Source organism: Nocardiopsis gilva YIM 90087 (assembly GCF_002263495.1).
Taxonomy (GTDB): domain Bacteria; phylum Actinomycetota; class Actinomycetes; order Streptosporangiales; family Streptosporangiaceae; genus Nocardiopsis_C; species Nocardiopsis_C gilva.
Genome location: NZ_CP022753.1, coordinates 2,153,707 through 2,176,382 on the forward strand (window position 1 = coordinate 2,153,707; position 22,676 = coordinate 2,176,382).

Consider the following 22,676-nt stretch of genomic DNA (forward strand, 5'->3'; position numbering starts at 1 on the left):
TTGGGCGTGGTCAACGTTGTGAGCGTCTCACACATCGCCATACTTTCCGCTCTACGGAAAAAATTGACTCTTTCCCAGCGAAAATCAGCGTCTTTTTGGCTTCTTCCCGGACTGTCCGGGAAGGGGTGTGGTATGGGCCACTCTCCCTCGGGCGAAAACCAGATGCCAATACCCGGGCGACGTGTCACTATCCGAGGGAACAACCGCCGTCCATGGGACGTTGCCCCTGCTGGAGGGATATGAATACTGCTTACGACCACGGCTCCGCACCCACCGCGCGTATCCACGCGCAGGGCATGGACGGCGGCCGTGACGCGATCGCCGTCGGAGACCTGGATACCGATGCGCTGCTCGCTTCCGGGACCGGATCCGACGACGCCGCGACCCCCGACCAGGGGGAAATGGAGCTTGCCGACCGTCACGCGCTGCGCCGGGTCGCGGGGCTCTCCACCGAACTCACCGACGTCACCGAAGTCGAGTACCGTGCCCTGCGCCTGGAGCGGGTCGTCCTCATCGGTGTGTGGACCTCCGGTACCCAGGCCGACGCCGACAACTCGCTCATGGAGCTCAAGCAGCTCGCCGAGACAGCGGGCGCGATGGTGCTCGAAGGCGCCACCCAGCGCCGCCCCAAGCCCGACCCGGCCACCTACGTCGGCCGCGGCAAGGCGAGCGAACTGCGCGACATCGTCGAGAGTACCGGCGCCGACACCCTGATCTGCGACGGAGAACTCACCCCCGGCCAGCTGCGCCAGCTGGAGGACGTCGTCAAGGTGAAGGTCATCGACCGCACCGCACTCATCCTCGACATCTTCGCCCAGCACGCGCGCAGCCGCGAGGGTAAGGCCCAGGTCGAACTCGCCCAGCTCAACTACCTGCTGCCGCGCCTGCGCGGCTGGGGTGACTCCCTGTCCCGGCAGGCGGGCGGACGCGCCGGCGGCAACGGCGGCGTCGGCCTGCGCGGCCCCGGTGAGACCAAGATCGAAACCGACCGGCGCCGCATCAACGCCCGGATGGCCAAGCTGCGCCGCCAGCTCTCCCAGATGGGCACGGCCCGCGAGGTCAAGCGCGACCAGCGCCGGGTGCGGCAGGTGCCGGCGGTGGCCATCGCCGGATACACCAACGCGGGCAAGTCGAGTCTGCTCAACCGGCTGACCGGCGCGGGCGTGCTGGTCGAGAACGCGCTGTTCGCCACCCTGGACCCGACCGTCCGCCAGGCCCGTACGCCCGACGGCCGCGGGTTCACGCTGAGCGACACCGTCGGATTCGTCCGGCATCTGCCGCACCAGCTGGTCGAGGCGTTCCGCTCGACGCTGGAGGAGGTCGCCGACGCCGACCTGATCCTGCACGTGGTCGACGCCTCGCACGCCGATCCCGAGCAGCAGGTCGCCTCCGTACGCGAGGTGTTCGGTGAGATCGGCGCCCAGGACGTTCCCGAACTGATCGTCTTCAACAAGACCGACGCCGCCGACCCGATCGTGCTCAAGCAGCTGCGCACGCGGGAGCCGCGCTCCGTCGAGGTGTCCGCGCGCACGGGCAACGGCGTGTCGGAGCTGATCGAGGCGGTCTCGGAGGCGCTGCCGGAGCTCGACCGGGAAGTCCGGGTTGTGCTCCCCTACGAGCGGGGCGACCTGGTTTCCCGTGTTCACGAGGAGGGCCGGATCGTCGCCGAGGAGCACACCGGCGACGGAACGTCCCTGCACGCCTACGTGCCCGCGTTCCTGGCCGGGAAGCTGGAGGAGTTCGCCGTCCCGGTCGGCTGACACGAATCGACTGAGAACAACCTGAGCGCCAACGGCGGAACCCCAGGTGGGGTTCCGCCGTTGCCATGTATAAGCGGGGAAGAGGTGTACACGCGGTCCGCCGATGAACTACGGTTCTGAGTCACCGGTTTGAGGAACGTGAGCCGACGGCCCCGCTGCCTCCTCTTCCCTCCCCCTCCGGACCAGTCGAGATCGAGGTCGCTTATGTCTTCCCGCATGCTCCGACCTGCCCTTGTGCCCGTATCGGCGCGGTGCTGACCCCCAAGGCAGGCCGGTGAGACGATGACAGTGCGACTGCTCACGAACATCGGACGGTTGTGGACCGGGACCGACCTCCTCAGCAACGCCGCCATGCTGATCCAGCACGACCGGGTCGCGTGGGTGGGACCCGCCGCGGAGCTCCCGCAGAGCCTCCCCGGCATCATCGAAGACATCGTCGACGTCGACGAGGTGGACAACCTCGGTGGCGGACTGGTCACCCCCGGACTGATCGACGCGCACTGCCACCCCGTCTACGCGGGCAACCGCTACGCCGAGATCACGATGCGCGCCAGCGGCGCCTCCAAGACCGAGATCACCGGAGCCGGTGGCGGCGTCGCCTCGACCGTGACCGTCACACGCGGGACCGACCCGTGGACCCTGTGCAACGCGGTGCGGGAGCGGCTGCGGCACTGGGTGCTGTCGGGCTGCACCACCGTGGAGGCCAAGACGGGATACCACCTGACGCGTGATGGCGAACTCTCCGACATCCGGCTGCTGCGCTCCCTGGAGGAGGAACCGGGCATGCCCCGGCTGCACGCCACCTTCTTCGCCGCGCACGCTGTGCCGCCAGAGTACTTCGGGCGTCCGCACGACTATGTCGACGCGGTCTGCTCCTGGCTCAGCGACGCAGCCCAGGCCGGGGCCGACGGCGTGGACGTGTACTGCGACAACCAGCAGTTCACCGCCGATGACGCCCACCGGCTGCTGTCGGCGGGCCAGGGCTCAGGCCTCAAGACCCACATGCACGCCTGCGCCAAGCCCCGCCACGGCGCCGTCCGGCTGGCCACCGACCTGCAGTGCACGTCCGTCGACCTCGTGCACGAGACCGACGAGGAGGACATCCTCGCGCTGGCCAAGACGACCACCCCGGTCGTGGTGTGCCCGACGACGTCGCTGCACGAGCACAGCAATCCCCCGGTCCGGGCACTGCTCGACCACGGTGTCCCGGTCGGCCTGGGCACCGACCACAACCCCGGACAGTCGGGCCTGACCTCACTGCCCACGGCGATCGCCCTGGCCATAGCGATGTTCAACATGAGCGTCCTGGAGGCACTGCGGGCCGCCACTGTTGGCGGTGCCTTCGCCCTCGGCCTCACCGACCGGGGCGTTCTCACCCCGGGCTGCTACGCCGACATCGTCCAGTGGGACGCCGACCACGAGGGCGCCTTCGCCTGGTCCTACGGCCTGAAGACCCTGCGCGTGTGGCGCGGCGGCGAGACCATCAGGTGATGGTCCCCGAACCGCGGCCCTAGGCGGGGCCGGGCCGAACGATGGCCATCGTCGCCCTCGACCTATTGGCCGGCCATCCCGACCGACTGCGCCGCGTGGTCGTCCACGAGCCACCACTTGTCGAACTACTCGACGATCCTGCTCCCCACCGCGCCCTCTTCGCCGAGGTCCGCGATACCTTCCGCACCCAGGGGGCCGGTCCGGCCATGGCCCGCTTCAGTGAAGGCCTGGGGGAACGGCCCGCCGAGAAGGCGACCGAAATCCCGCCCGAGATTCAGGAGATGGCCCCGCGCATGCACGCCAACATGCCTGTCTTCCTGGAACATATGCTGTGCCCGTTCACGGGAACCGTGCCGGACGTCGCCGCACTTCAAGGTGTCCCGCACAAACTTGTCCCGGCGGTGGGTCGCGACTCGCGCGGCCAAGTGCCGCTCTACGGACCGGCCACCCGGCTGGGGGAGCTGCTCGGCATCGAGGTCGTGGAATTCCCCGGTGGGCACGTCGGGTGCACCGAGCACCCGAAGGAGTTCGCCAAGCAGCTGCTGGCGTCGCTCGTTTAGAGCCGCCGCACCCCGTCCCACCTTCAATGCATCAGGTTGAGAAGGTACGCGTGTGTCCCTTCCCTGGAAGGTTTTCAACTGAGATTGAAATGTATTGCCCTTCGGATCTCGGCTGATTGATCATCAAACTGTCAGGCGCACAGCCACAGTGAAAATCGATCAGAATAGAGGAGGGGTCGTGAACTGCAGTAGCTCTGGTTTTTCTTCGAGGAAAATGCTGGCCCTCATGGTTGCGTCATTCGTCGTTGCCTTGGCCGTGGTCGCGTTGTCGCCCCAGCCGGCTATGGCGTACCAGAAGTTCCCCTTGCACCGGTGTGGTGACACCGGGAAGGAAGAATGCGGATACGGCAGTGTCAGCACCAATGGGAAGAAGTCCTGGGCATGCGATACTCGGAAAGACGGGCGGGCACTGAAGGTGAGAATCTGGCGCGACGGAAAATACTCAGGAGAAATCACAGACCCCAACGGGGCGAAGCAGGGGTGCGGCATGCACGAGTCCACTGACAAAGTCAGTCACCTCAAGGTGTGTTCCACCAAGGGAACATCAAGCAGGTGTAAGCGCTTCTACGTCGTGGATTGACGCGGGACGCACCACAATGCGCAGGACACGGAATCCGGTATCCGGCGTCGGACGTGCGGTCCGGTGCCGGATACTCGGAGATGGTCGAGAAGGGATGCCCGGGGCGCGCTTCGTGGCAGATCAGGAACGGAGGGACCGGGCGCTGGCGATCTCGATTACCGCACGCTCCAGGGCATAGGCCGGGTCGCGGCCGGCGCCCTTGATGAGGGCGTCGGTTTCTGCGATGACTTCCATGGCGCGGGCCACGCCCTGAGGGGACCAGCCGCGGGCCTGTTGGCGGAGGGTCTTGAGTTTCCACGGTGGAACCTTGGCGCGTTTGGCGAGGTCGGCCTCGGACATGCCCCGGGGCGGCTGGGCGGCCACCGCCAGGCCGCGGACCGCTCCGGCGAGGGCGCTGTTGATGAGCACGGGGGCGGTGCCCACCGCCAGTGACCAGCGCAGCTGCTCCAGGGCCTCGGGCAGGCGGCCTTCTACCGCGCGGTCGGCGACGGTGAACCCCGAGGCTTCGGCCTTTCCGGTGTGGTAGCGGGCGACGGCGGCGGCGTCGACGCGGCCCTCGGTGTCGGCGACCAGCTGGGTGCAGGCGGCGGCCAGTTCGCGCAGGTCATTGCCGATCGCGTCGAGCAGTGACTGGGCCGCGTCCGCTGTGATCTGCCGTCCGGCTCGGGAGAACTCGCCCTTGATGAACTGCAGGCGCTCGTTCGCCTTGGTCGGCTTCGGGCAGTTGATCCGCTTGCCACCGGCCTTCACCGCCGCTTCGAGAAGCGCCTTCCCCTTTGCGCCCCCGGCGTGGACCAGCACCATGATGACGTCGTCGGCCGGGGCCTTGAGATACCCGGTCACCTCGGTCGCGAGGTCCTTGGTGAGGTCCTGGGCGGAGCGCAGCACCACGATGCGGCGTTCACCGAACAGCGAGGGTGAGGTGCACTCCACCAGTTTTCCGGCTGTCACCTGACTCGGGACCAGATCGTGGACGTCCACGTCGGGGTCGTCGGCGCGCACGGAGGCGACCAGTTCGGCCACGGCCCGGTCGACGAGGAGTTCCTCGTCGCCGACGACGACGGTGATCGGGGAGACGGAGGTGGATCCCATGCATGCAGCATGCCACGTCGCGAGGACATCCCGGTGCCGAAATGCCCCGGCGGTATCAGCGTGGATCTCCATGCGGACGCTCTGACTCAGGTGTCGGGCCGGTGGTGTCGCAGCCGCGCTCGCACGCCACCGCGAGGCCGTCCGGACCAGTGGTGACGGCGATGTCGCCGTGCAGGTCGGTGCGGTAGTTGGCGGCGGTCAGGACCTCCAGCTGGCCCATGGTTTCGGGGGCCGGGTGGCCGTAGGTGTTGTCCGCGCCGACGGAGGTGAGGGTGATCACGGGCCGGGTTGCCCGCAAGAATGCCGGATCCTGGGTCGCCGATCCGTGGTGCGGGGTCTTGAGTACGTCCACGTCCAGTGCCGGGCCCGCGGAGAGCAGTGACAACTGCGCGGACTCTTCGATGTCTCCGGGGAGCAGCACCGACAATGGCGCCTCTCCGGAGCCGGGAGGCGGATCGCGTTCCGCCCGTACGACCACGCTGCGGTCGTTGAGGTTGCCGATAGCACCGTCACGTGGTCCGAGGATGTCGAGCCGCCATGGCCCAGAGCGCAGTGTGCGGCCCGCTACTCCGGCCTGGAGCGGCACGCCGTAGGCCCGGAGCATCCGCCCGACGGTTCTGTCGGCGAAGCCCGGGGGAGCGAGGGCGGCGTGCACGGTTCGGTCGCGCGCCACGGCCGGTGCGGCATCGACGTGGTCGGCGTGATCATGAGTGAGGACCATCAGGGGCACCTCTCTGATGCCGAGCCGGTCCAGACAGTCGTCCACCGCGTCGGCGTCCTCGCCGGTGTCCACCAGTACCGCGGTGCCGTCTCCCGCGTTGAGTACGACGGCATCGCCCTGTCCCACGTCGCACGCCGTGACGGCCCACCCGGGCGGCGGCCACTGCGGGGCGACGCACTGGACCAGGGCGACGGTGCCGCCGATCGCGACGGCCACTATGGCCGCGATCCGACGTGCCCGGCCGCGAAGGAGGAGAGCGAGCGCGATCAGCGCGGCGAGGACCAGGGCTCCGGTGAGATCGGGACGCCACGGAACGGTGCCGTGCGGGACACGTGCCCCCGCCTCCGCCACGGCGGCGATCCACGCGACGGCCAGCCCCGGGACCCCGATCGCGACCGCCGCCACGGGAGGGGAGACCAGGGCTACCGCGGCCACGCACAGGCCGAGAACGGTGGCCGCACCGACCATGGGGGCGGCGGCGACGTTCGCGGGGATGGCGACCCAGCTCACCTCCTCGGAGAGCAGCACCAGCACCGGCGCGCACGCCACATGCGCGGCGAGTGCCACCGCCACCGCTTCGGCGAGGGGCCGGGGCATCCGCTGTGACCAGGACCGGATCCATCGCGGTGCGAGCAGCAGGATTCCGCCCGTGGCCAGCGCCGACAGCGCGAAGCCATAGGACCCGGCGAGCGCGGGGTCGAACAGCAGGAGTCCGATGACGGCCGCGCTCAGCGCGGCAAGGCCGGTATGCCGTCGTCCCAGAGCCAGTGCCAGCAGCGCGATGGCGCCCATGAACGCGGCCCGGACGACGCTCGGTTCCGGGCGTGCCAGGAGCACGAAGACCACGATCATCGCGGCTCCGCCGAGGACGGTGCACCAGGTGGGCGCGTGCAGGCGTCGGGAAAGGCCGATAACGACACCGGTCATGATGGCGAGGTTGGATCCGGAGACGGTGAGCAGGTGCGTCATCCCGGTGGCGCGGAAGTCCTCGGCGGTCTCGGGGCGCAGCTCGGAGGTGTCGCCCACCAGGAGGGCGGGCAGCAGGCCGCGTTCGGGCTGGGGCAGGGATTCCGACGCGCCGCGCAGCCGTTCTCGGGCCAGGCCAGCGATGGCGTGTGCGGTGGATGGCGGGGCCGCCTCTTCGGGTGGTCCGCGCACGGGAACGAGCGCCGCCGTCAGCGCGTCGTCGGTGCTCAGGAACACACCTGAGGCCCGCACCTGCTGGCTGGGGACCAGTCGCCGCCACTCCGCACCCGAGACCAGAAGGACGACGGGGACCTGGGTCGGCTCGCGATCGCGACCGACTCGGACCCATGTGGTCCGCGCTTCGATGACGTACTCGGCACGCCCCGGCCGGGGGAGACCGGAGCGGGGACGCGGGTCACGGGTGATGACAGCAGCGAAGGCGGCCCGCCCCTCGCCCTCGGTAAGTGCGGCGACCGGGCTCGTCCGCACCATCGTGACCCTGGCCCCGACCACCAGGGCCGCCGCGCACGCGCACGCAAGTACCGCGACCACAGGGGCGGTCACCGTCTCGGCGGCGGTCCCGTGGCGGACGACCGGTAGCAGGAGCAGTGCGGCGCATCCGGTGATGAGCGCGACGATGACCGAGGTGGACGGAGGGGCGTTCAGTAGGGGGAGAGCCGTGACCCAGGTGGCCACGGCCGGAGCGACCAACCGCAGGTCGCGGGGGGTTCCCATTCCGGCGGCGTCGGTTCCGAGCCGGGTGGTCACCGGGCACCCACCCGGACGCGCTCACGTAGATCGGCGAAGCGCCGCTCGCCGATACCGCTGACCTCCCGTAACTGCTCCACGCTGCCGAAGCCGCCGTTGGTGTCGCGGAAGCGCACAATGCGGTCGGCCAGCACCGGACCTATTCCCGGAAGCGTCTGCAGCTGCTCGGAGCTCGCGGTGTTCAGGTCGAGGGGGACCTGAGTATTCGGTGCGCCGGGGCCGCCGGGCATCCCGCGTACACCTGCGTCGGGAGCGGCGCCGTTGGGTCCGGGCGCTGCGGGGGAGGGCGTGATACCCACCAGGACCCGCTCGCCGTCGACGAGGGGCCGGGCGAGGTTGAGGGTGTCGGTGTCCACATCGGCGTCGGCGCTGACGCCACCTGCCGCCTCGATCGCGTCGGCCACCCGGGAGCCTGCGGGCAGGGTGTACACACCGGGCTTCTCGACCTTTCCGCCGACGTGGATGGTGACCTCGCCGGTGGGCGAAGCGGCCGGGGCTGACGAGGGGGCGGGTGGCGCCGTGCCACTGGGGGAGGGCGCGAGCCCACGATCGGAGATCAGCTCGGGCGCCGGAGTGGTGCCGGGGCGTGATTGGAGCAGGAACCAGGCGGTTGCGAGGATGGCACAGGCGCAGACGACGAGGAGGGCCTGAAGGCTGCCGCGGTTCAGCAGTGGCTGCTCGGCCAATCCCGACGGGAGCAGCCGGGCGAGGGTCGAGAGCCGCGAACGCGGCGGAGGGGAGCCGTCGACTTCGACGTATCCACGGGGAGGACGGTCGTCCGAATCGGCGTCCGGTGGTCCGTCCCCGGGGTCGGCCTCCCCGGGTGGTCGGTCCGATCCGGGTCTAGCGCCGTCCGCCGAGCGCCGGTGGCGACCAGCGGACCCACTCGGCTCCGACGTGGGGTCCGTCCCGGGTCCTGGTCGGCTGCTGAGCCGAGGACATCGGAGGAAGCGGAGCCATCCGGTGCCTCGACGGCATAGGGAGGCACGGGGATGTCGTCGACCAGCGGGACGCCGTTCGGCGGACCGTCCGCCTCAGGCGGAACGCTGTCGGGAGGGGAAGGGGCGCAGCGGTGTCCACCTCCTCGGAGGTGAGAGCCCGCAGCCGTCGTAGAGCGATGTCGGTGGACGAACGTCGTGATTGAGAAGAAGACGCCATGTGACTGACGCTAGAAATCCGCTTTCCGGCATGTCAGGACGGATTCCCGCGATTGTGGATAACCATCGCGACCGGGTACCAGCCGGTGGTGCGCCGGTCCCCTGGCAGGCGGGGCCGGGCTGGGTCGATCGCGGTGTGGGGCAGAGCGTCTGCTGGGCGGCCTTGTCGGCGATCTTCCTTTCCGGCGTTCGGTGGTGAAAAGCGGCACCGACGGCGGCGGGGGCTGGGGGCGCCGGTCGTCCGGAGGGTGGGCGCACGGTGCCCCGGAGCGGGAAAGCGCTCTCTGCGCCTTGCAGGCGTGGGAGCGCGGATCCGGCCGAGCCGGTTGCCGCCCCCAGGGCCAGCCCGAATACCGCTGCTCCGCTTCGCGTGAGGACACTTCCGCTATGCGGGAGCCGAGGCGCCCTCTCGCCGATGATCATGGGAATTCTTCCGATTTCTCGCCGTTTTTCGAAAGAATCGCCATGATCATCGCGCAAAAGGATTCCGGACAGCACCCTTCCCGGGTTAGGGCCACCCCGCTCCGACCGCCGGGGGTCGGAGCCCCCAGCCCTCTCCTCGTCGCTGCCGCCCCCGCGTCAACGCGAAGCTTCCAGCGGTGGATGCCCCCGACGATGGCCCCGCCCCGCCGCACCCGGGCGGGGACCGGCACGCCCGGCCCCTCCGCCCTCGGCGCCGCTTTTCACCACAGAACACCGGAGGAGCCGACCGCAGACAAGGCCGACCAGCAGACGCCGGGCTCTGCCCGCGATGATCACGGGGATTCTTTCGAAAAACGGCGAGAAATCGGAAGAAGCCCCATGATCATCGCGGGGAACGTGGGGCAAACCGGACATACCCGGCGCCCGGCGGTCCGCAATCCGACTTCCGGGCCGCCCGCATCGCCCGCCTGCGAGCCGACCGGGGCCACCCACCGCCCACCCGCCGTCGCTGCCGCCCCGCCGCTCCACCGGGAAGGCACCTGGCCGTGCGGGCCGCTGCCGCTCGCCCGGCCCGCCTCTCTCTCAGGGGACAGGCGCCCCCAACCCCCACCGCCGTCGGCGCCGCTTTTCACCCAAGCACACCGGATTGGCCGACCGCCGACAAGGCCGCCCAGCAGACCCCCGATGCCCTGACCCCGCTGATCACGGCATCCCACACACTCGCTCCGCCTTCTCCGCGGGGTTCGTGTGATCACCCGCGGAGGAGGTCGACGGTGCGTAAGCCTCGGACATGACAACACGTCGGCCCCCGCCCATGGGCGGGGGCCGACGTGGGAAGATCCGGTGCCGACTAGGCGGTCTTCTCCAGCTTGTCCACCCGCTTGGCGATCGCGCTCTTGCGGTTCGCCGCCTGGTTGCTGTGGATGACGCCCTTGCTCACGGCCTTGTCGAGCTTGCGGGCAGCGTGGCGCTGCAGCTCGACGGCCTGATCGACGTTCCCACCCTCGGCAGCTTCGCGGAACTTGCGGATGGCGGTCTTCAGCTCAGACCGCACCGCCTTGTTGCGCATGTAGCGCTTCTCGTTCTGACGGTTGCGCTTCTTCTGCGACTTGATGTTCGCCATGCGAAAACGTGCTCCAGTAAATTCTGATCATTGCGCCGCCGGGCCCGACCCTACGCCGCGGGCAGCCGATCCGCGGGAGTGGCCTGACACGCCGTAACGCCAGGTATGTGAACCGAAGGGCTCAAAACCGAACGTGGAACGTCCGAGACACGGATACTCCATTATGCATCCACGAAACGAGTGGTCACGACACCTCGGCGGGTTCGCGGCCGGCCCCGTCAGCCCTCGACGTCGACCCAGCCCGTGAGGAAGGCGTCCCAGTCCTGAGCATCGGCGTCGTCGAGCAGGTAGACGGCCATCCCGACGTTATCCCGCTCACCGCTGTCGGTCAGCCCGATCCGCACCGCCTCGACGGCGGTCTCCACGCTCTCCGCGCCGGACGGCTCGCCCCAGGTCGTGTCGTCGAACGCGGGTACCCCGAACCGGACCGCGACCGGTTCTTCGCTCTCGTCCGTGGCGTCGGGGCCGTCGAGTGCGCTGAGTGTCTCGGCGACCTCGCGCACCATGAAGCCGCCGTACAGTGACGACAGCGGCATCCCGCTGCCGTGGCCCGGGACCACCACGATGTCGGCCTGCTCGGTGACCCGCGCCAGGTACCCCTTGGACCAGTACTTCTCCTGGCCCGACAGGACGAACGACGGCACCCGGGCGCCCGGGACGAGCTCCACGGGCTGCACCTGCACCGACAGCACACTGTCGGCGCCGATCGCCGTACGCACCTGCGCCACCAGCTTCGGCAGCGACGGGTCGTTCGTGGTGACCGGCGCGACCGCGAGGTGCACGCCGTCGAACCCCGCCTTCCGTACCGCACCGGCCGCCGCAGCGACGGCGTCACGCTGCTCCTCATCGAATCGGTCCTGGACGAGTGAGGACCCCTCGGTCGTGTAGTTCATCCACCCGAGCACGCGGACATCGGGCAGTTCCTTCTCAGCCCACGCCAGGAACTCCGACGCCGCGGCATAGCCCTCCGGCGCGAGCGTCCCGTCGTCGTCGATCTCGCCGACGTAGACGTACAACTCCGAGATGCCGCCCCGCTCGACCCGGGACGCCAGGGACGCGTATGCCTCACGGCCCGCCTTCCCCTGCACCCAGGACTCACCCAGCCATGCCGCGTTGTGTCCCGTGGAGACCGCCCACGCGGCGGGTGACCCCGTGTACTGCGCCGCCAGCAGTGCGCCCGCTCCCACCACGACCACGAGGAGGGCGGCCAGCCCCGCGAGGATCCTGGTCAGCAGCCACTTCACCGATGTCCACCACTTCCCGGTCGTCGCTTAGCCTGAGTGTGCCGGGTGTCCCTGCCGCCGCCGTGGCGAGGGGGCCACGGGGGTCATGGGATCATAGACGGCGATACCCGCGCGCTACGCCCGCGGACGTCATGTCCCACCACGGCATGTTCAAGACGACGTACGAGACTTGTGAACGGAGCACGGTGCCACAGCCGAATCGGACCGATCCCGCGCTGATCCGGAACTTCTGCATCATCGCGCACATCGACCATGGCAAGTCGACGCTGGCCGACCGCATGCTCCAGTTGACCGGCGTCGTCGAAGACCGGAAGATGCGCGAGCAGTACCTCGACCGGATGGACATCGAGCGCGAACGCGGCATCACCATCAAGTCGCAGGCCGTGCGCCTGCCCTTCACCGCGCTCGACGACACCACCTACGTCCTCAACCTCATCGACACCCCCGGCCACGTCGACTTCAGCTACGAGGTCTCGCGGTCGCTGGCGGCCTGCGAGGGCGCGATCCTGCTCGTCGACGCCGCCCAGGGCATCGAGGCGCAGACCCTGGCCAACCTCTACATGGCGCTGGAGAACGATCTCGCGATCATCCCGGTGCTGAACAAGATCGACCTCCCGGCCGCCCAGCCCGACAAGTACGCCGCCGAGCTGGCCGGGATCATCGGCTGCGAACCCTCCGACGTCCTCAAGGTCAGCGCCAAGACCGGTCACGGTGTCGAGGAGCTGCTGAACGAGATCGTGCAGCGCATCCCGGCCCCTGTGGGCGACGCCGACGCCCCCGCCCGAGCGATGATCTTCGACTCGGTCTACGACACCTACCGCGGCGTGGTCACCTACGTCCGGATCGTCGACGGCCGCCTCAGCACCCGCGAGCGCATCCAGATGATGTCCACGGGCGCCACCCACGAGATGCTCGAAGTGGGCGTCATCGCCCCGGAACCCACCAAGATCGAGGGGCTGGGCGTCGGCGAGGTCGGCTACATCATCACCGGTGTGAAGGACGTCCGGCAGTCGCGGGTCGGTGACACCATCACCTCCGCCGCCAAGGGCGCCACCGACATGCTCGAGGGCTACCGGGACCCCAAGCCCATGGTGTTCTCCGGGCTGTACCCGATGGACGGCACCGACTACCCGGTCCTCCGCGACGCCCTGGAGAAGCTCCAGCTCAACGACGCCGCCCTGGTCTTCGAACCGGAGACGTCGGCGGCGCTGGGCTTCGGCTTCCGCTGCGGCTTCCTCGGCCTGCTGCACCTGGAGATCACCCGCGCCCGCCTGGAGCGCGAGTTCAATCTCGACCTGATCTCCACCGCGCCCAACGTCATCTACCGGGTGATCATGGAGGACGGCACCGAACACGAGGTGACCAACCCCAGCGAGTTCCCCGAGGGCAAGATCGCCGAGGTCTACGAGCCGATCGTCAAGGGCACTCTGCTCGCCCCCGCGGAGTTCGTCGGCCCGATCATGGAGCTGTGCCAGAACCGCCGCGGCGCCCTCCAGGGCATGGACTACCTGTCCGAGGACCGGGTGGAGATGCGCTACACCCTCCCGCTCGCCGAGATCGTGTTCGACTTCTTCGACCAGCTCAAGTCGCGCACCAAGGGCTATGCCTCGCTCGACTACGAGCCGTCCGGCGAGCAGATGTCCGACCTGGTCAAGGTGGACATCCTGCTGCAGGGCGAGGCCGTCGACGCGTTCTCCGCGATCGTCCACAAGGAGAAGGCCTACGCGTACGGCACAGAGATGACCAAGAAGCTGCGCGAGCTCATCCCGCGGCAGCAGTACGAGGTGCCGGTGCAGGCGGCCATCGGCTCCCGGGTCATCGCCCGCGAGAACATCCGCGCGATCCGCAAGGACGTGCTCTCGAAGTGCTACGGCGGTGACATCAGCCGTAAGCGCAAGCTGCTGGAGAAGCAGAAGGAGGGCAAGAAGCGGATGAAGATGGTCGGCCGCGTCGAGGTGCCGCAGGAGGCCTTCATCACCGCGCTGTCCACCGACGACAGCGGCGAGAAGGACGCGAAGAAGAAGTAGTCGCCGCCGCGAAACGACACGACGTGAATGACGGTGCCGGGAGGGCCCTCGGGCCCTCCCGGCACCGTTGTGTCGATGCGACGGTGCAATCCGGGCACGTCGGTCCGGGGCAGCACCGCGTTCGCCGCACCGGTGGGAAAGGCCGGTCCGCTGTCAGATGCGCAGCCACACCGCTGTGTCTGGGGGCAGCAGCAGTGAGCCGTCGTGGGTCTCCGTCGGTCCGCTGGACAGCAGGACGTCGCCGGGCACGGGCGACGCCACCGGTTCACCGGTCAGGTTGACGACGCACGCGAAGCCGGGGGCGCGGCGGAACGCCAGGACGCCCTCGGGCGAGGCCACCCACTCCAGTGCCCCATCGCCCAGCGCCGGATGTGCGCGGCGTTCGCGCAGTGCGGTGGTGTACAGCGCCAGCGTCGAGTCGGCGTTGTGCCGCTGGGCCTCGCGTGTCAATGCCGCCCACGCTGCGGGCATCGGGAGCCACGGCTCCGTGCCCTCGGGAGCGAATCCGAACGGGGGCTCGGTGCCCTCCCAGGGAAGCGGGACTCGGCAGCCGTCGCGTCCGCGCTCAGTGCGCCCCGAGCGCTCCCAGGTGGGGTCCTGCAGCGCGTCCTCCGGCAGGTCGGCGACCTCGGGCAGGCCCAGCTCCTCGCCCTGGTACAGGTAGACCGACCCGGGTAGCGCGAAGGTGAGCAGCGCAGCGGCGCGGGCGCGCCGCAGGCCCTGGGCGCCGTCGCCGAACCGCGTGACGTGCCGGGTGACGTCGTGGTTGGACAGCACCCACGTGGTCGTCGCGCCGACCGCGCCGTTAGCCGCCAGCGATGTGTCGACGACCGAGCGCAGCGCCGCCGCGTCCCAGTCCGCTGTCAGGTACTCGAAGTTGAACGCCTGGTGCAGCTCGTCGGGGCGCAGGTACCGTGCCACCCGCCGGGCGTCGTCCACCCACGCCTCGGCCACCAGTGCGCGCTCGCCCGGGTAGGCGTCGACGATGCTCCGCCACCGCCGGTAGATCTCGTGCACACCCTCCTGGTCGAAGTAGGGCAGCCGCGTCTCCCCGTCGAGCAGCGCGGCCTTCTGCCCGGGGGCGATGTCGGGCAGCGCGGGGTCCTTGACCATGCCGTGCGCGACGTCGATGCGGAACCCGTCGACGCCGCGGTCCAGCCAGAACCGCAGCACGTCCTCGAACTCCTGCCGCACCTCGGGTGAGGTCCAGTCGAGATCGGGCTGCTCGGCGTCGAAGAGGTGCAGGTACCACTCCTCGGGGGTGCCGTCCGGCCGCTTCAGCCGGGTCCAGGCCGGCCCACCGAAGATCGACTGCCAGTTGTTCGGCGGCTCCTCGCCGTTGGTCCCCTTCCCGGGCCGGAAGATGTAGCGGGACCGCTCGGGACTTCCGGGTTCGGCCGCCACCGCCGCGCGGAACCAGCGGTGGGCCGCGGAGGTGTGGTTGGGCACGATGTCGATGATCACCCGCAGGCCGAGCTCGTGCGCCGTCGCGGTGAGGGCGTCGACGTCGGCCAGGGTGCCGAAGCGCGGGTCCACCTCGCGGTAGTCGGCCACGTCGTAGCCGCCGTCGGCGAGGGGGGAGAGGTAGAAGGGGGTGAGCCAGACGGCGTCGACGCCGAGCGCGGCGAGTTCCGGCAGGCGTCGCCGGATGCCCGGCAGGTCGCCCTCGCCGTCCCCGTTGGAGTCGGCGAAGCTGCGCACATAGATCTGGTAGATGGCGGCGTCGCGCCACCAGTCCGGCCGTGTGCTGGGAGGAGCGGGGATCCCGGGTGGGGGAGTCGGTGGCATGGGGGTTCCCTCTCTATCGCCGGAACGGTGGAGAAGGCGGTTCCCGGTCCGGCGCCGAAACGGTTTGCAAGGGCTTGCGCAAGATTACCGGGTTCTTGCAAAGGATGAGCAGACGACTTCCATTAGAGTGCTGCCATGGGTCCACGATTGGCCGACATCGCACGGCATGCGGGCGTCAGTGAGGCGACCGTCTCCCGGGTTCTCAACGACAAGCCCGGCGTCGGGGCGGACACGCGCAAGGCCGTGCTGACAGCGCTCGACGTGCTCGGCTACGAACGGCCCGCCCGGCTCCGGCAGCGCTCCGCCGGGCTGGTCGGCATGGTCGTCCCGGAGCTGGAGAACCCCGTCTTCCCGATGTTCGCCCAGGCGGCCGAGGGCGCGCTCGCCCAGCACGGCTACACGCCCGTTCTGTGTACGCGGACGCCCGGTGGGATCGCCGAGGACGAATACGTCGAGCTGCTGCTGGAGCGCAACGTCTCCGGCATCCTCTTCGTCTCCGGCCTGCACGCCGACACCACCGCCGACCACGACCGCTACCGTCGCCTCGCCGCCCGCAGGATGCCGATCGTGCTGGTGAACGGCTACGCGGAGAACGTGCCCGCCGCGTTCGTCTCCTGCGACGACCGGGAGGCCGGCCGCCTCGCTGTCGACCACCTCGCCGCGCTCGGCCACACCCGCATCGGCTTCACCAGCGGACCCAAGCGCTTCGTCCCCGTGCAGCGCAAACTCGAAGGCTACCGGGAGGCCATGGCCCGCAACGGCCTGCCCACCGACGACCTCGTGGAGCTGTCGCTCTTCAGCCTCGAAGGCGGCCACGCCGCCGCCGTCCGGTTGCTGGAGCGCGGTGTCACCGCCATGGTCTGCGGTTCCGACCTCATGGCGCTCGGCGCCATCCGCGCCGCCCGACAGCGCGGGCTGTCGGTGCCCCACGACGTCTCCATCGTGGGCTACGACGACTCCCAGCTCATCGCCTTCACCGACCCGCCGTTGACGACCGTCCGCCAACCCGTGCCGTCGATGGCTCTGGCGGCGGTGCGCACCCTGTGCGACGAGATCGCCGGACACGCCTCCACGGTGTCGCATTCGGAGTACCTCTTCGACCCCGAGCTCGTGGTGCGCGGCTCCACCGGCGCGGCCCCCGCCGACGCCCCGGGAAGGACGGGCACCCTGCACGTGCGGTGACGGGACGCGTGTCCTAACGTTCTCCTATGCTTTTCGACGCCAGCCCCGCCCTCGTCCGTTCCGTCAACTCCGGTCGCGCCGTCGAGCGCGAATGGGCGGGCAAGGCGGCGCGCACCGCCATCGACAAGCGCCCCGTCGACGGGACGGTCACCGTGCGGACCCTGGGGATCACCGGGGACGAGCAGGCCGACACCGCCCGCCACGGCGGCCGCGACCAGGCGGTCTACGCCTACGCGCGGGAGGACCTGGACCACTGGGCGGCCCTCCTCGACCTCCCCCTGCGCGACGGCCGGTTCGGCGAGAACCTCACCACCACCGGCATCGACCCCTCCCAGGTCCTCATCGGCGAGCGCTGGCGGATCGGCACCGTGCTGCTGGAGGCGACCCTGCCCCGCATCCCCTGCCGCACCTTCCAGGCCTGGATGGACGAGCCCCAGTGGGTCAAGCGGTTCGCCGCCGAGGGGCGCGCCGGGATCTACCTGCGCGTCGTGGAGGAAGGCGAGCTCACCGCGGGCGACACCATCACCGTGGAGCGCCCCGACCACGACATCACCGTCTACCGGGCCGCCCAGGCCCGCGAGGACCGCGACCTCGACCTGCTCAACCGTGTCCTCGAACTGCCCGACTGCGCCGACAAGTGGCACCAGGAGGCGGCCAAGCTCGCCAAGCGGCTCAACCGCGCCTGACTCCTGAGCTGCTACGCCCGATGCCGGTCTCCGCCGCGCCCTTCCGTTGATCTCGGGGATATCGACCGAATATCGGCGAGAATTCGGTCGATATCCCCGAGATCAACGGGGGACCGTCGACTCCCCGCCATCACCGACACTGGAAACATGCCTTCCGTTCCGCTCGACGGCGACCCCGTCCCCGCAGACGGCGCCCTGCCCGCCCAGGCCACCGCCGCCGTCGGGCAGCGTATGTTCGGGTTCTACGTCCACGTGCCGTTCTGCGTCACCCGCTGCGGCTACTGCGACTTCAACACCTACACCGCCGACGAGCTGCGCTCCCGCGACGGCGGCGCCACCGCCTCCCGCGAAACCTACGCCGAGCAGGCGATCGCCGAGATCCGCTTCGCCCGCCGCGTCCTGGGCGCCGCCGACATCCCCGTGAGCACGGTGTTCGTCGGCGGCGGCACCCCGACCCTGCTGCCGCCCAAGGACCTGGGGCGCATCCTGGCCGCCATCGACGCCCACTTCGGCCTGGAGCCCGACTCCGAGGTCACCACCGAGGCCAACCCCGAAACCGTCGACCCCGACTACCTCGCCCGGCTGCGCGCGGCCGGCTTCACCCGGGTCTCCTTCGGCATGCAGAGCTCCCGCCCGCACGTGCTGCGGGTGCTCGAACGCGGCCACACCCCCGGCCGCCCCGAGCAGTGCGTGGCCTGGGCGCGCGCCGCCGGATTCGAGCACGTCAACCTGGACCTCATCTACGGCACGCCCGGCGAGACCGACGCCGACTGGAAGGACTCCCTCCAGGCCGCCATCGGGGCCGGACCCGACCACGTCTCCGCCTACTCCCTGATCGTCGAGGAGGGCACGCGGCTCGCCGCCCGCGTCCGGCGCGGTGAGCTGAGCCCGCCTGACGAGGACACCATGGCCGACCGCTACGTGATGGCCGACGACGCCCTCACCGCCGCCGGACTGCACGCCTATGAGGTGTCGAACTGGGCGCGCGGCACGGCCGCCCGCAGCCGCCACAACCGCCTGTACTGGACCGGCGGCGACTGGTGGGGTGTGGGCCCCGGCGCGCACAGTCACATCGGCGGTACCCGGTGGTGGAACGTCAAGCACCCCGCCGCCTACGCCGCCCGCCTGGCCGAGGGCGTGAGCCCCGGACAGGCCCGGGAGGTGCTCGACGCGGAGGACCGCCGCTTCGAACGCATCCTGCTGGAACTGCGCATCGCCGAGGGGTGTCCGCTGGACCTGCTGGACGACGCGGGACGCGCCGCCGCGGCCCGCGCGGTCGCCGACGGTCTGCTGGAGGCGGCGGCCCACGCCGACGGCCGCGCCGTGCTGACCCGCCGCGGGCGGCTGCTCGCCGACGCCGTGGTCCGCGACCTCACCTGACCCCGCCGACCCCGCCGCCGGCATCGGCCCGCGCCGAACGTGCCTCGGCCTCCGGGGCGGTGGCTAAGCTGAGAAGACTCTTCGAGCACACCATTTCACCGCAGGATCTGACGAGGGATGCGACCATGCCCATCGAAAGCGTCTTCCCGCGACTGGAGACCCTGCTGCCGCAGGTGCAGAAGCCGATCCAGTACGTCGGCGGGGAACTCAACTCCGTCGTCGCCGACTGGGACGCCGCCGACGTCCGCTGGGCGCTGATGTACCCCGACGCCTACGAGGTAGGCGTCCCCAACCAGGGCATCCAGATCCTGTACGAGGTCCTCAACGAACGCGAGGGCGTGCTCGCCGAGCGCACCTACGCCGTCTGGCCCGACATGGAAGCGCTCATGCGCGAGCACGGGCTTCCCCAGTTCACCGTCGACGCGCACCGCCCCGTCGGCGCGTTCGACATCCTCGGCGTCAGCTTCGCCAGTGAGATGGGCTACACCAACCTGCTCACCGCGCTGGACCTCGCGGGCATCCCGCTGTACTCCGCCGACCGCACCGACGACCACCCCGTCGTGCTGGCCGGAGGGCACTCCGCGTTCAACCCCGAGCCCATCGCCGACTTCCTCGACGCCGTCGTCCTCGGCGACGGCGAAGAGATCGCGCTGGCCATCACCGAGATCATCCGGGAGTGGAAGCACGAGGGGCGCCCCGGCGGACGCGACGGCCTGCTGCTGCGCCTGGCCAGCACGGGCGGCGTGTACGTGCCGCGCTTCTACGACGTCACCTACCACGACGACGGCCGGATCGAGCGCTACGCGCCCAACCGCCCCGGCGTGCCCTGGACCGTGCAGAAGCACACCGTGATGAACCTCGACGACTGGCCCTACCCGAAGAACCCGGTCGTGCCCATCGCCGAGTCCGTGCACGAGCGCTACAGCGTCGAGATCTTCCGCGGCTGCACCCGCGGCTGCCGCTTCTGCCAGGCCGGAATGATCACCCGCCCGGTTCGCGAGCGCGGCAAGGAGACCGTCAAGACGATGGTCGAGCAGGGCGTGAAGTCCTCCGGCTTCCAGGAGGTGGGCCTGCTCTCGCTGTCCAGCGCCGACCACAGCGAGATCGACGGTATCGCCAAGGAGCTGGCCGACCGCTACGAGGGCACCCACACCGGTCTGTCGCTGCCCTCGACCCGCGTCGACGCCTTCAACATCGACCTGGCCAACGAGCTCACCCGGAACGGGCGCCGCTCGGGCCTGACGTTCGCCCCCGAGGGCGGCAGCGAGCGGATGCGCCGGGTGATCAACAAGATGGTCACCGAGGCCGACCTCATCCGCACGGTGACCGCCGCCTACGCGGCCGGGTGGCGCCAGGTCAAGCTGTACTTCATGTGCGGGCTGCCCACGGAGGAGGACGAGGACGTCCTGGCCATCGCCAGGCTGGCCGCCGAGGTCATCAAGACCGGGCGCGAGGTCACCGGCCGCAAGGACATCCGCTGCACCATCTCCATCGGCGGATTCGTGCCCAAGCCGCAGACCCCGTTCCAGTGGGCCGGGCAGACCCCCGCCGAGGTCGTCGACGCGCGCCTGTACAAGCTCAAGGACACGCTGCGCGCCGACCGCCGGTACGGAAAGGCGATCGGACTGCGCTACCACGAGGGCAGCCCGTCGACCATCGAGGGCCTGCTCTCCCGCGGCGACCGGCGCGTCGGCCGCATCATCGAGGAGGTGTGGCGCGCCGGCGGGCGCTTCGACGGCTGGAGCGAGCACTTCTCCTACGAGCGCTGGTGCGAAGCGGCTGCCAAGGCCCTCGCCGCCGAGGACATCGACCTGGACTGGTACACCACGCGCGAGCGGGGCGAGGACGAGGTGCTGCCCTGGGACCACCTCGACGCGGGCCTCGACCGCGACTGGCTGTGGCAGGACTGGCAGGACGCGCTGCACGGCGAGGAGTCGCTGGAAGTGGACGACTGCCGGTGGAACCCCTGCTACGACTGCGGGGTCTGCCCGAGCATGGGCACCGAGATCCAGATCGGTCCCGGGGAGAAGAGAAAGCTGCTGCCGCTGTCCGTGGTCTGACGCGGTGGGGCCTGTGACGGTCCGCCGCTGTGCAGGAGCCACGACGGTGGAACGACCGGAACCGGCCACGCGGTGGCCTGGCGCCCGGGGCGTGAGCGAGGTATGGCCCGGCGCCCCGCTCGCGCCGGGCCATACGCACAGTTGGACGGACGGGAGGCGCGTGAGGTTGGCATGGAATCCAAAAAATCTTCGAAGAAATCTGATTTCGGATCGCATGCCCAGGTCAGCCAAGGTGCGGGCGATCGGCGTGCCGATGTGCGACTGTGTCGGAAGCAACGGAAGGTCCGCTTTTCAAGTATCGCGTCGAGGGGAAGAGCTCTAGGGAGGAGCGATCCGCGACTGAGACCCGGAAAGCCCCGCGATACGTCGACAGCGAGCGCCCGATCGGCACTCGCACCGAGCCGCTGGCGCGCTGTACCCGGCACGCACCGTAGGCTGAATAGGACGTGAATCTCCCAGGTGGGTGTGTCAGGGAGGAATTGGCACCCCGTCCCGGGAGGCATCGAGGAAAGGAGTAGCGCTGCCCCCCGCACCTGAGGGCACCACCTCGCCCTCCACAGGACAGGCCGGTCGGCGGCTGCGCGTTCGCTACGCCAAGCGCGGACGGATGCGATTCGCGAGCCATCGCGACATCGCCCGCGCGCTGGAGCGGGCCCTTCGCCGGGCCGGGGTCCCCGTCGCGTTCTCAGCGGGGTTCACGCCGCACCCGAAGATCTCCTACACCGGCGCCGCCCCCACAGGGGTGGGCAGTGAGGCGGAGTACTTCGAGCTCACCCTGGCCGAGCCCTGCGACCCCGGACAGGTGCGTGTCCGGCTCGATGACGCCATGCCCGACGGGCTGGATGTGACCGAGGTCGTGGAAGCGGCGGCGGGTGGTCTGGCGGACCGCCTGGAAGCATCGGAGTGGAAGGTGGAGCTGCCCGGCGTCGGCCCCGACGACGCCGCGGCGGCAGCGGCCGCGTTCCTCGCGGCCGAGACGGTCGAAGTGGAACGGCTCACCAAGAAGGGCCGTCGCCGCTTCGACACCCGTTCGGCGGTCGTCCGGTTGGAAGCGGACGAGCGCACCATGACGGGACAAGAAGCGACATATGCAATACTTCGTATGGTTGTTCGGCATACCACACCCGCCGTTCGACCAGACGATGTAGTGACCGGCCTTCGTCAGGTGGCCGGCCTCGCGCCGCTGTCATCACCGGTGATGACCCGGCTGGCGCAGGGACCTCTTGACGAGGCGTCCGACGCGATCGCCGACCCGTTCGCCGCCGAGAACGCGGCCGCCCGCGACACCGGGCAGGAACGGGCCGTACCGGGGAGCGGTACGGCACAGGCCGATGCGAACGGACGCGCGGACACGGAGCCGCGGCCGTCGGCGCCCACGCGGAGCGCACCCGATGTGTGACCTCCACCGGGGAACGTGGGCGACCTCATTCAAGGACTTTGCCCCGGTAGCGGCGAAAGCGCTACCGGCGCCGACATAGCGACGACAGTTCTCGCGCGCAGCGGCGGCGGCTCATAGGCCGACGCCGCACCCGAGGACTCTGACGGGAGACCACCCGGATGCTCGAAAACGAGCCCAACAGCGGTGCCGACGGCACCGCGGGTACAACTGAAACATCGGAAAACGAGGCCGGCACCACCGCTGCCACCTCCAACGGCGCGACCACGCAA

The 22,676-nt window shown here is 69.9% G+C and carries 16 protein-coding genes; 10 read left to right on the forward strand and 6 right to left on the reverse strand.

The window, feature by feature from the left end:
• Window positions 1-239 precede the first annotated feature (239 nt).
• The 4 genes from hflX (at window position 240) to CDO52_RS27350 (ending at window position 4,391) form a co-directional block, all read left to right on the forward strand.
• The gene (gene hflX, locus CDO52_RS09930; protein WP_017617662.1) at window positions 240-1,760 is read left to right on the forward strand and encodes a GTPase HflX; all 1,521 of its coding nucleotides are present in this window, start codon (window positions 240-242) and stop codon (window positions 1,758-1,760) included.
• Window positions 1,761-2,042: 282 nt separating this feature from the next.
• On the forward strand, window positions 2,043-3,251 hold the full coding sequence (locus CDO52_RS09935) for an amidohydrolase family protein (protein WP_026125597.1): 1,209 nt from the start codon (window positions 2,043-2,045) through the stop codon (window positions 3,249-3,251).
• Window positions 3,252-3,292: 41 nt separating this feature from the next.
• Window positions 3,293-3,811, forward strand: a complete 519-nt coding sequence (locus tag CDO52_RS09940; RefSeq protein WP_017617664.1) for an alpha/beta hydrolase — start codon at window positions 3,293-3,295, stop codon at window positions 3,809-3,811.
• A gap of 178 nt (window positions 3,812-3,989) precedes the next feature.
• Window positions 3,990-4,391 carry a hypothetical protein gene (locus CDO52_RS27350; RefSeq protein WP_152471535.1) on the forward strand — a complete coding sequence of 134 codons (402 nt, stop codon included), beginning with the start codon at window positions 3,990-3,992 and terminating at the stop codon, window positions 4,389-4,391.
• Between the two features lie 120 nt (window positions 4,392-4,511).
• Here the strand turns inward: CDO52_RS27350 and holA are convergent, their stop codons facing one another.
• From holA to CDO52_RS09965, 5 genes are all read right to left on the reverse strand, one after another.
• Window positions 4,512-5,483: a DNA polymerase III subunit delta gene (gene holA, locus CDO52_RS09945; RefSeq protein ID WP_017617665.1), complete on the reverse strand. Its 972-nt coding sequence runs from the start codon at window positions 5,481-5,483 to the stop codon at window positions 4,512-4,514.
• A gap of 55 nt (window positions 5,484-5,538) precedes the next feature.
• A complete protein-coding gene (locus CDO52_RS09950; protein WP_017617666.1) occupies window positions 5,539-7,938 on the reverse strand; it encodes a ComEC/Rec2 family competence protein in 2,400 nt (799 codons plus the stop codon).
• On the reverse strand, window positions 7,935-8,624 hold the full coding sequence (locus tag CDO52_RS09955) for a ComEA family DNA-binding protein (RefSeq protein WP_017617667.1): 690 nt from the start codon (window positions 8,622-8,624) through the stop codon (window positions 7,935-7,937). Before CDO52_RS09955 ends, CDO52_RS09950 begins: the two co-directional genes overlap by 4 nt.
• 1,744 nt (window positions 8,625-10,368) lie before the next feature.
• Complete coding sequence (rpsT, locus tag CDO52_RS09960; RefSeq protein WP_017617668.1) at window positions 10,369-10,641, reverse strand: 30S ribosomal protein S20; 273 nt, start codon at window positions 10,639-10,641, stop codon at window positions 10,369-10,371.
• A 218-nt stretch (window positions 10,642-10,859) separates the two neighbouring features.
• The gene (locus tag CDO52_RS09965) at window positions 10,860-11,885 is read right to left on the reverse strand and encodes a hypothetical protein (protein ID WP_017617669.1); all 1,026 of its coding nucleotides are present in this window, start codon (window positions 11,883-11,885) and stop codon (window positions 10,860-10,862) included.
• Window positions 11,886-12,070: 185 nt separating this feature from the next.
• Here CDO52_RS09965 and lepA point away from each other — a divergent pair, with 185 nt between their 5' ends.
• Entirely contained in the window at window positions 12,071-13,912 is a 1,842-nt protein-coding gene (gene lepA / locus CDO52_RS09970) for a translation elongation factor 4 (protein WP_026125598.1), read from the forward strand.
• 153 nt (window positions 13,913-14,065) lie between these two features.
• Here the strand turns inward: lepA and CDO52_RS09975 are convergent, their stop codons facing one another.
• On the reverse strand, window positions 14,066-15,700 hold the full coding sequence (locus tag CDO52_RS09975) for a glycoside hydrolase family 13 protein (RefSeq protein WP_017617671.1): 1,635 nt from the start codon (window positions 15,698-15,700) through the stop codon (window positions 14,066-14,068).
• Between the two features lie 135 nt (window positions 15,701-15,835).
• On the opposite strand from CDO52_RS09975, the gene CDO52_RS09980 reads away from it, so the two are divergent.
• The 5 genes from CDO52_RS09980 (at window position 15,836) to CDO52_RS10000 (ending at window position 22,407) form a co-directional block, all read left to right on the forward strand.
• Window positions 15,836-16,882: a LacI family DNA-binding transcriptional regulator gene (locus CDO52_RS09980; protein ID WP_017617672.1), complete on the forward strand. Its 1,047-nt coding sequence runs from the start codon at window positions 15,836-15,838 to the stop codon at window positions 16,880-16,882.
• A gap of 26 nt (window positions 16,883-16,908) precedes the next feature.
• The gene (locus CDO52_RS09985) at window positions 16,909-17,568 is read left to right on the forward strand and encodes an MOSC domain-containing protein (RefSeq protein WP_017617673.1); all 660 of its coding nucleotides are present in this window, start codon (window positions 16,909-16,911) and stop codon (window positions 17,566-17,568) included.
• A 147-nt stretch (window positions 17,569-17,715) separates the two neighbouring features.
• Window positions 17,716-18,948: a radical SAM family heme chaperone HemW gene (gene hemW, locus CDO52_RS09990; protein WP_017617674.1), complete on the forward strand. Its 1,233-nt coding sequence runs from the start codon at window positions 17,716-17,718 to the stop codon at window positions 18,946-18,948.
• A gap of 125 nt (window positions 18,949-19,073) precedes the next feature.
• Window positions 19,074-21,008 carry a TIGR03960 family B12-binding radical SAM protein gene (locus tag CDO52_RS09995; protein ID WP_094932337.1) on the forward strand — a complete coding sequence of 645 codons (1,935 nt, stop codon included), beginning with the start codon at window positions 19,074-19,076 and terminating at the stop codon, window positions 21,006-21,008.
• A gap of 607 nt (window positions 21,009-21,615) precedes the next feature.
• Window positions 21,616-22,407, forward strand: coding sequence for a TIGR03936 family radical SAM-associated protein (locus CDO52_RS10000; RefSeq protein WP_017617676.1), 792 nt, complete (start codon window positions 21,616-21,618; stop codon window positions 22,405-22,407).
• Window positions 22,408-22,676: the final 269 nt, after the last annotated feature.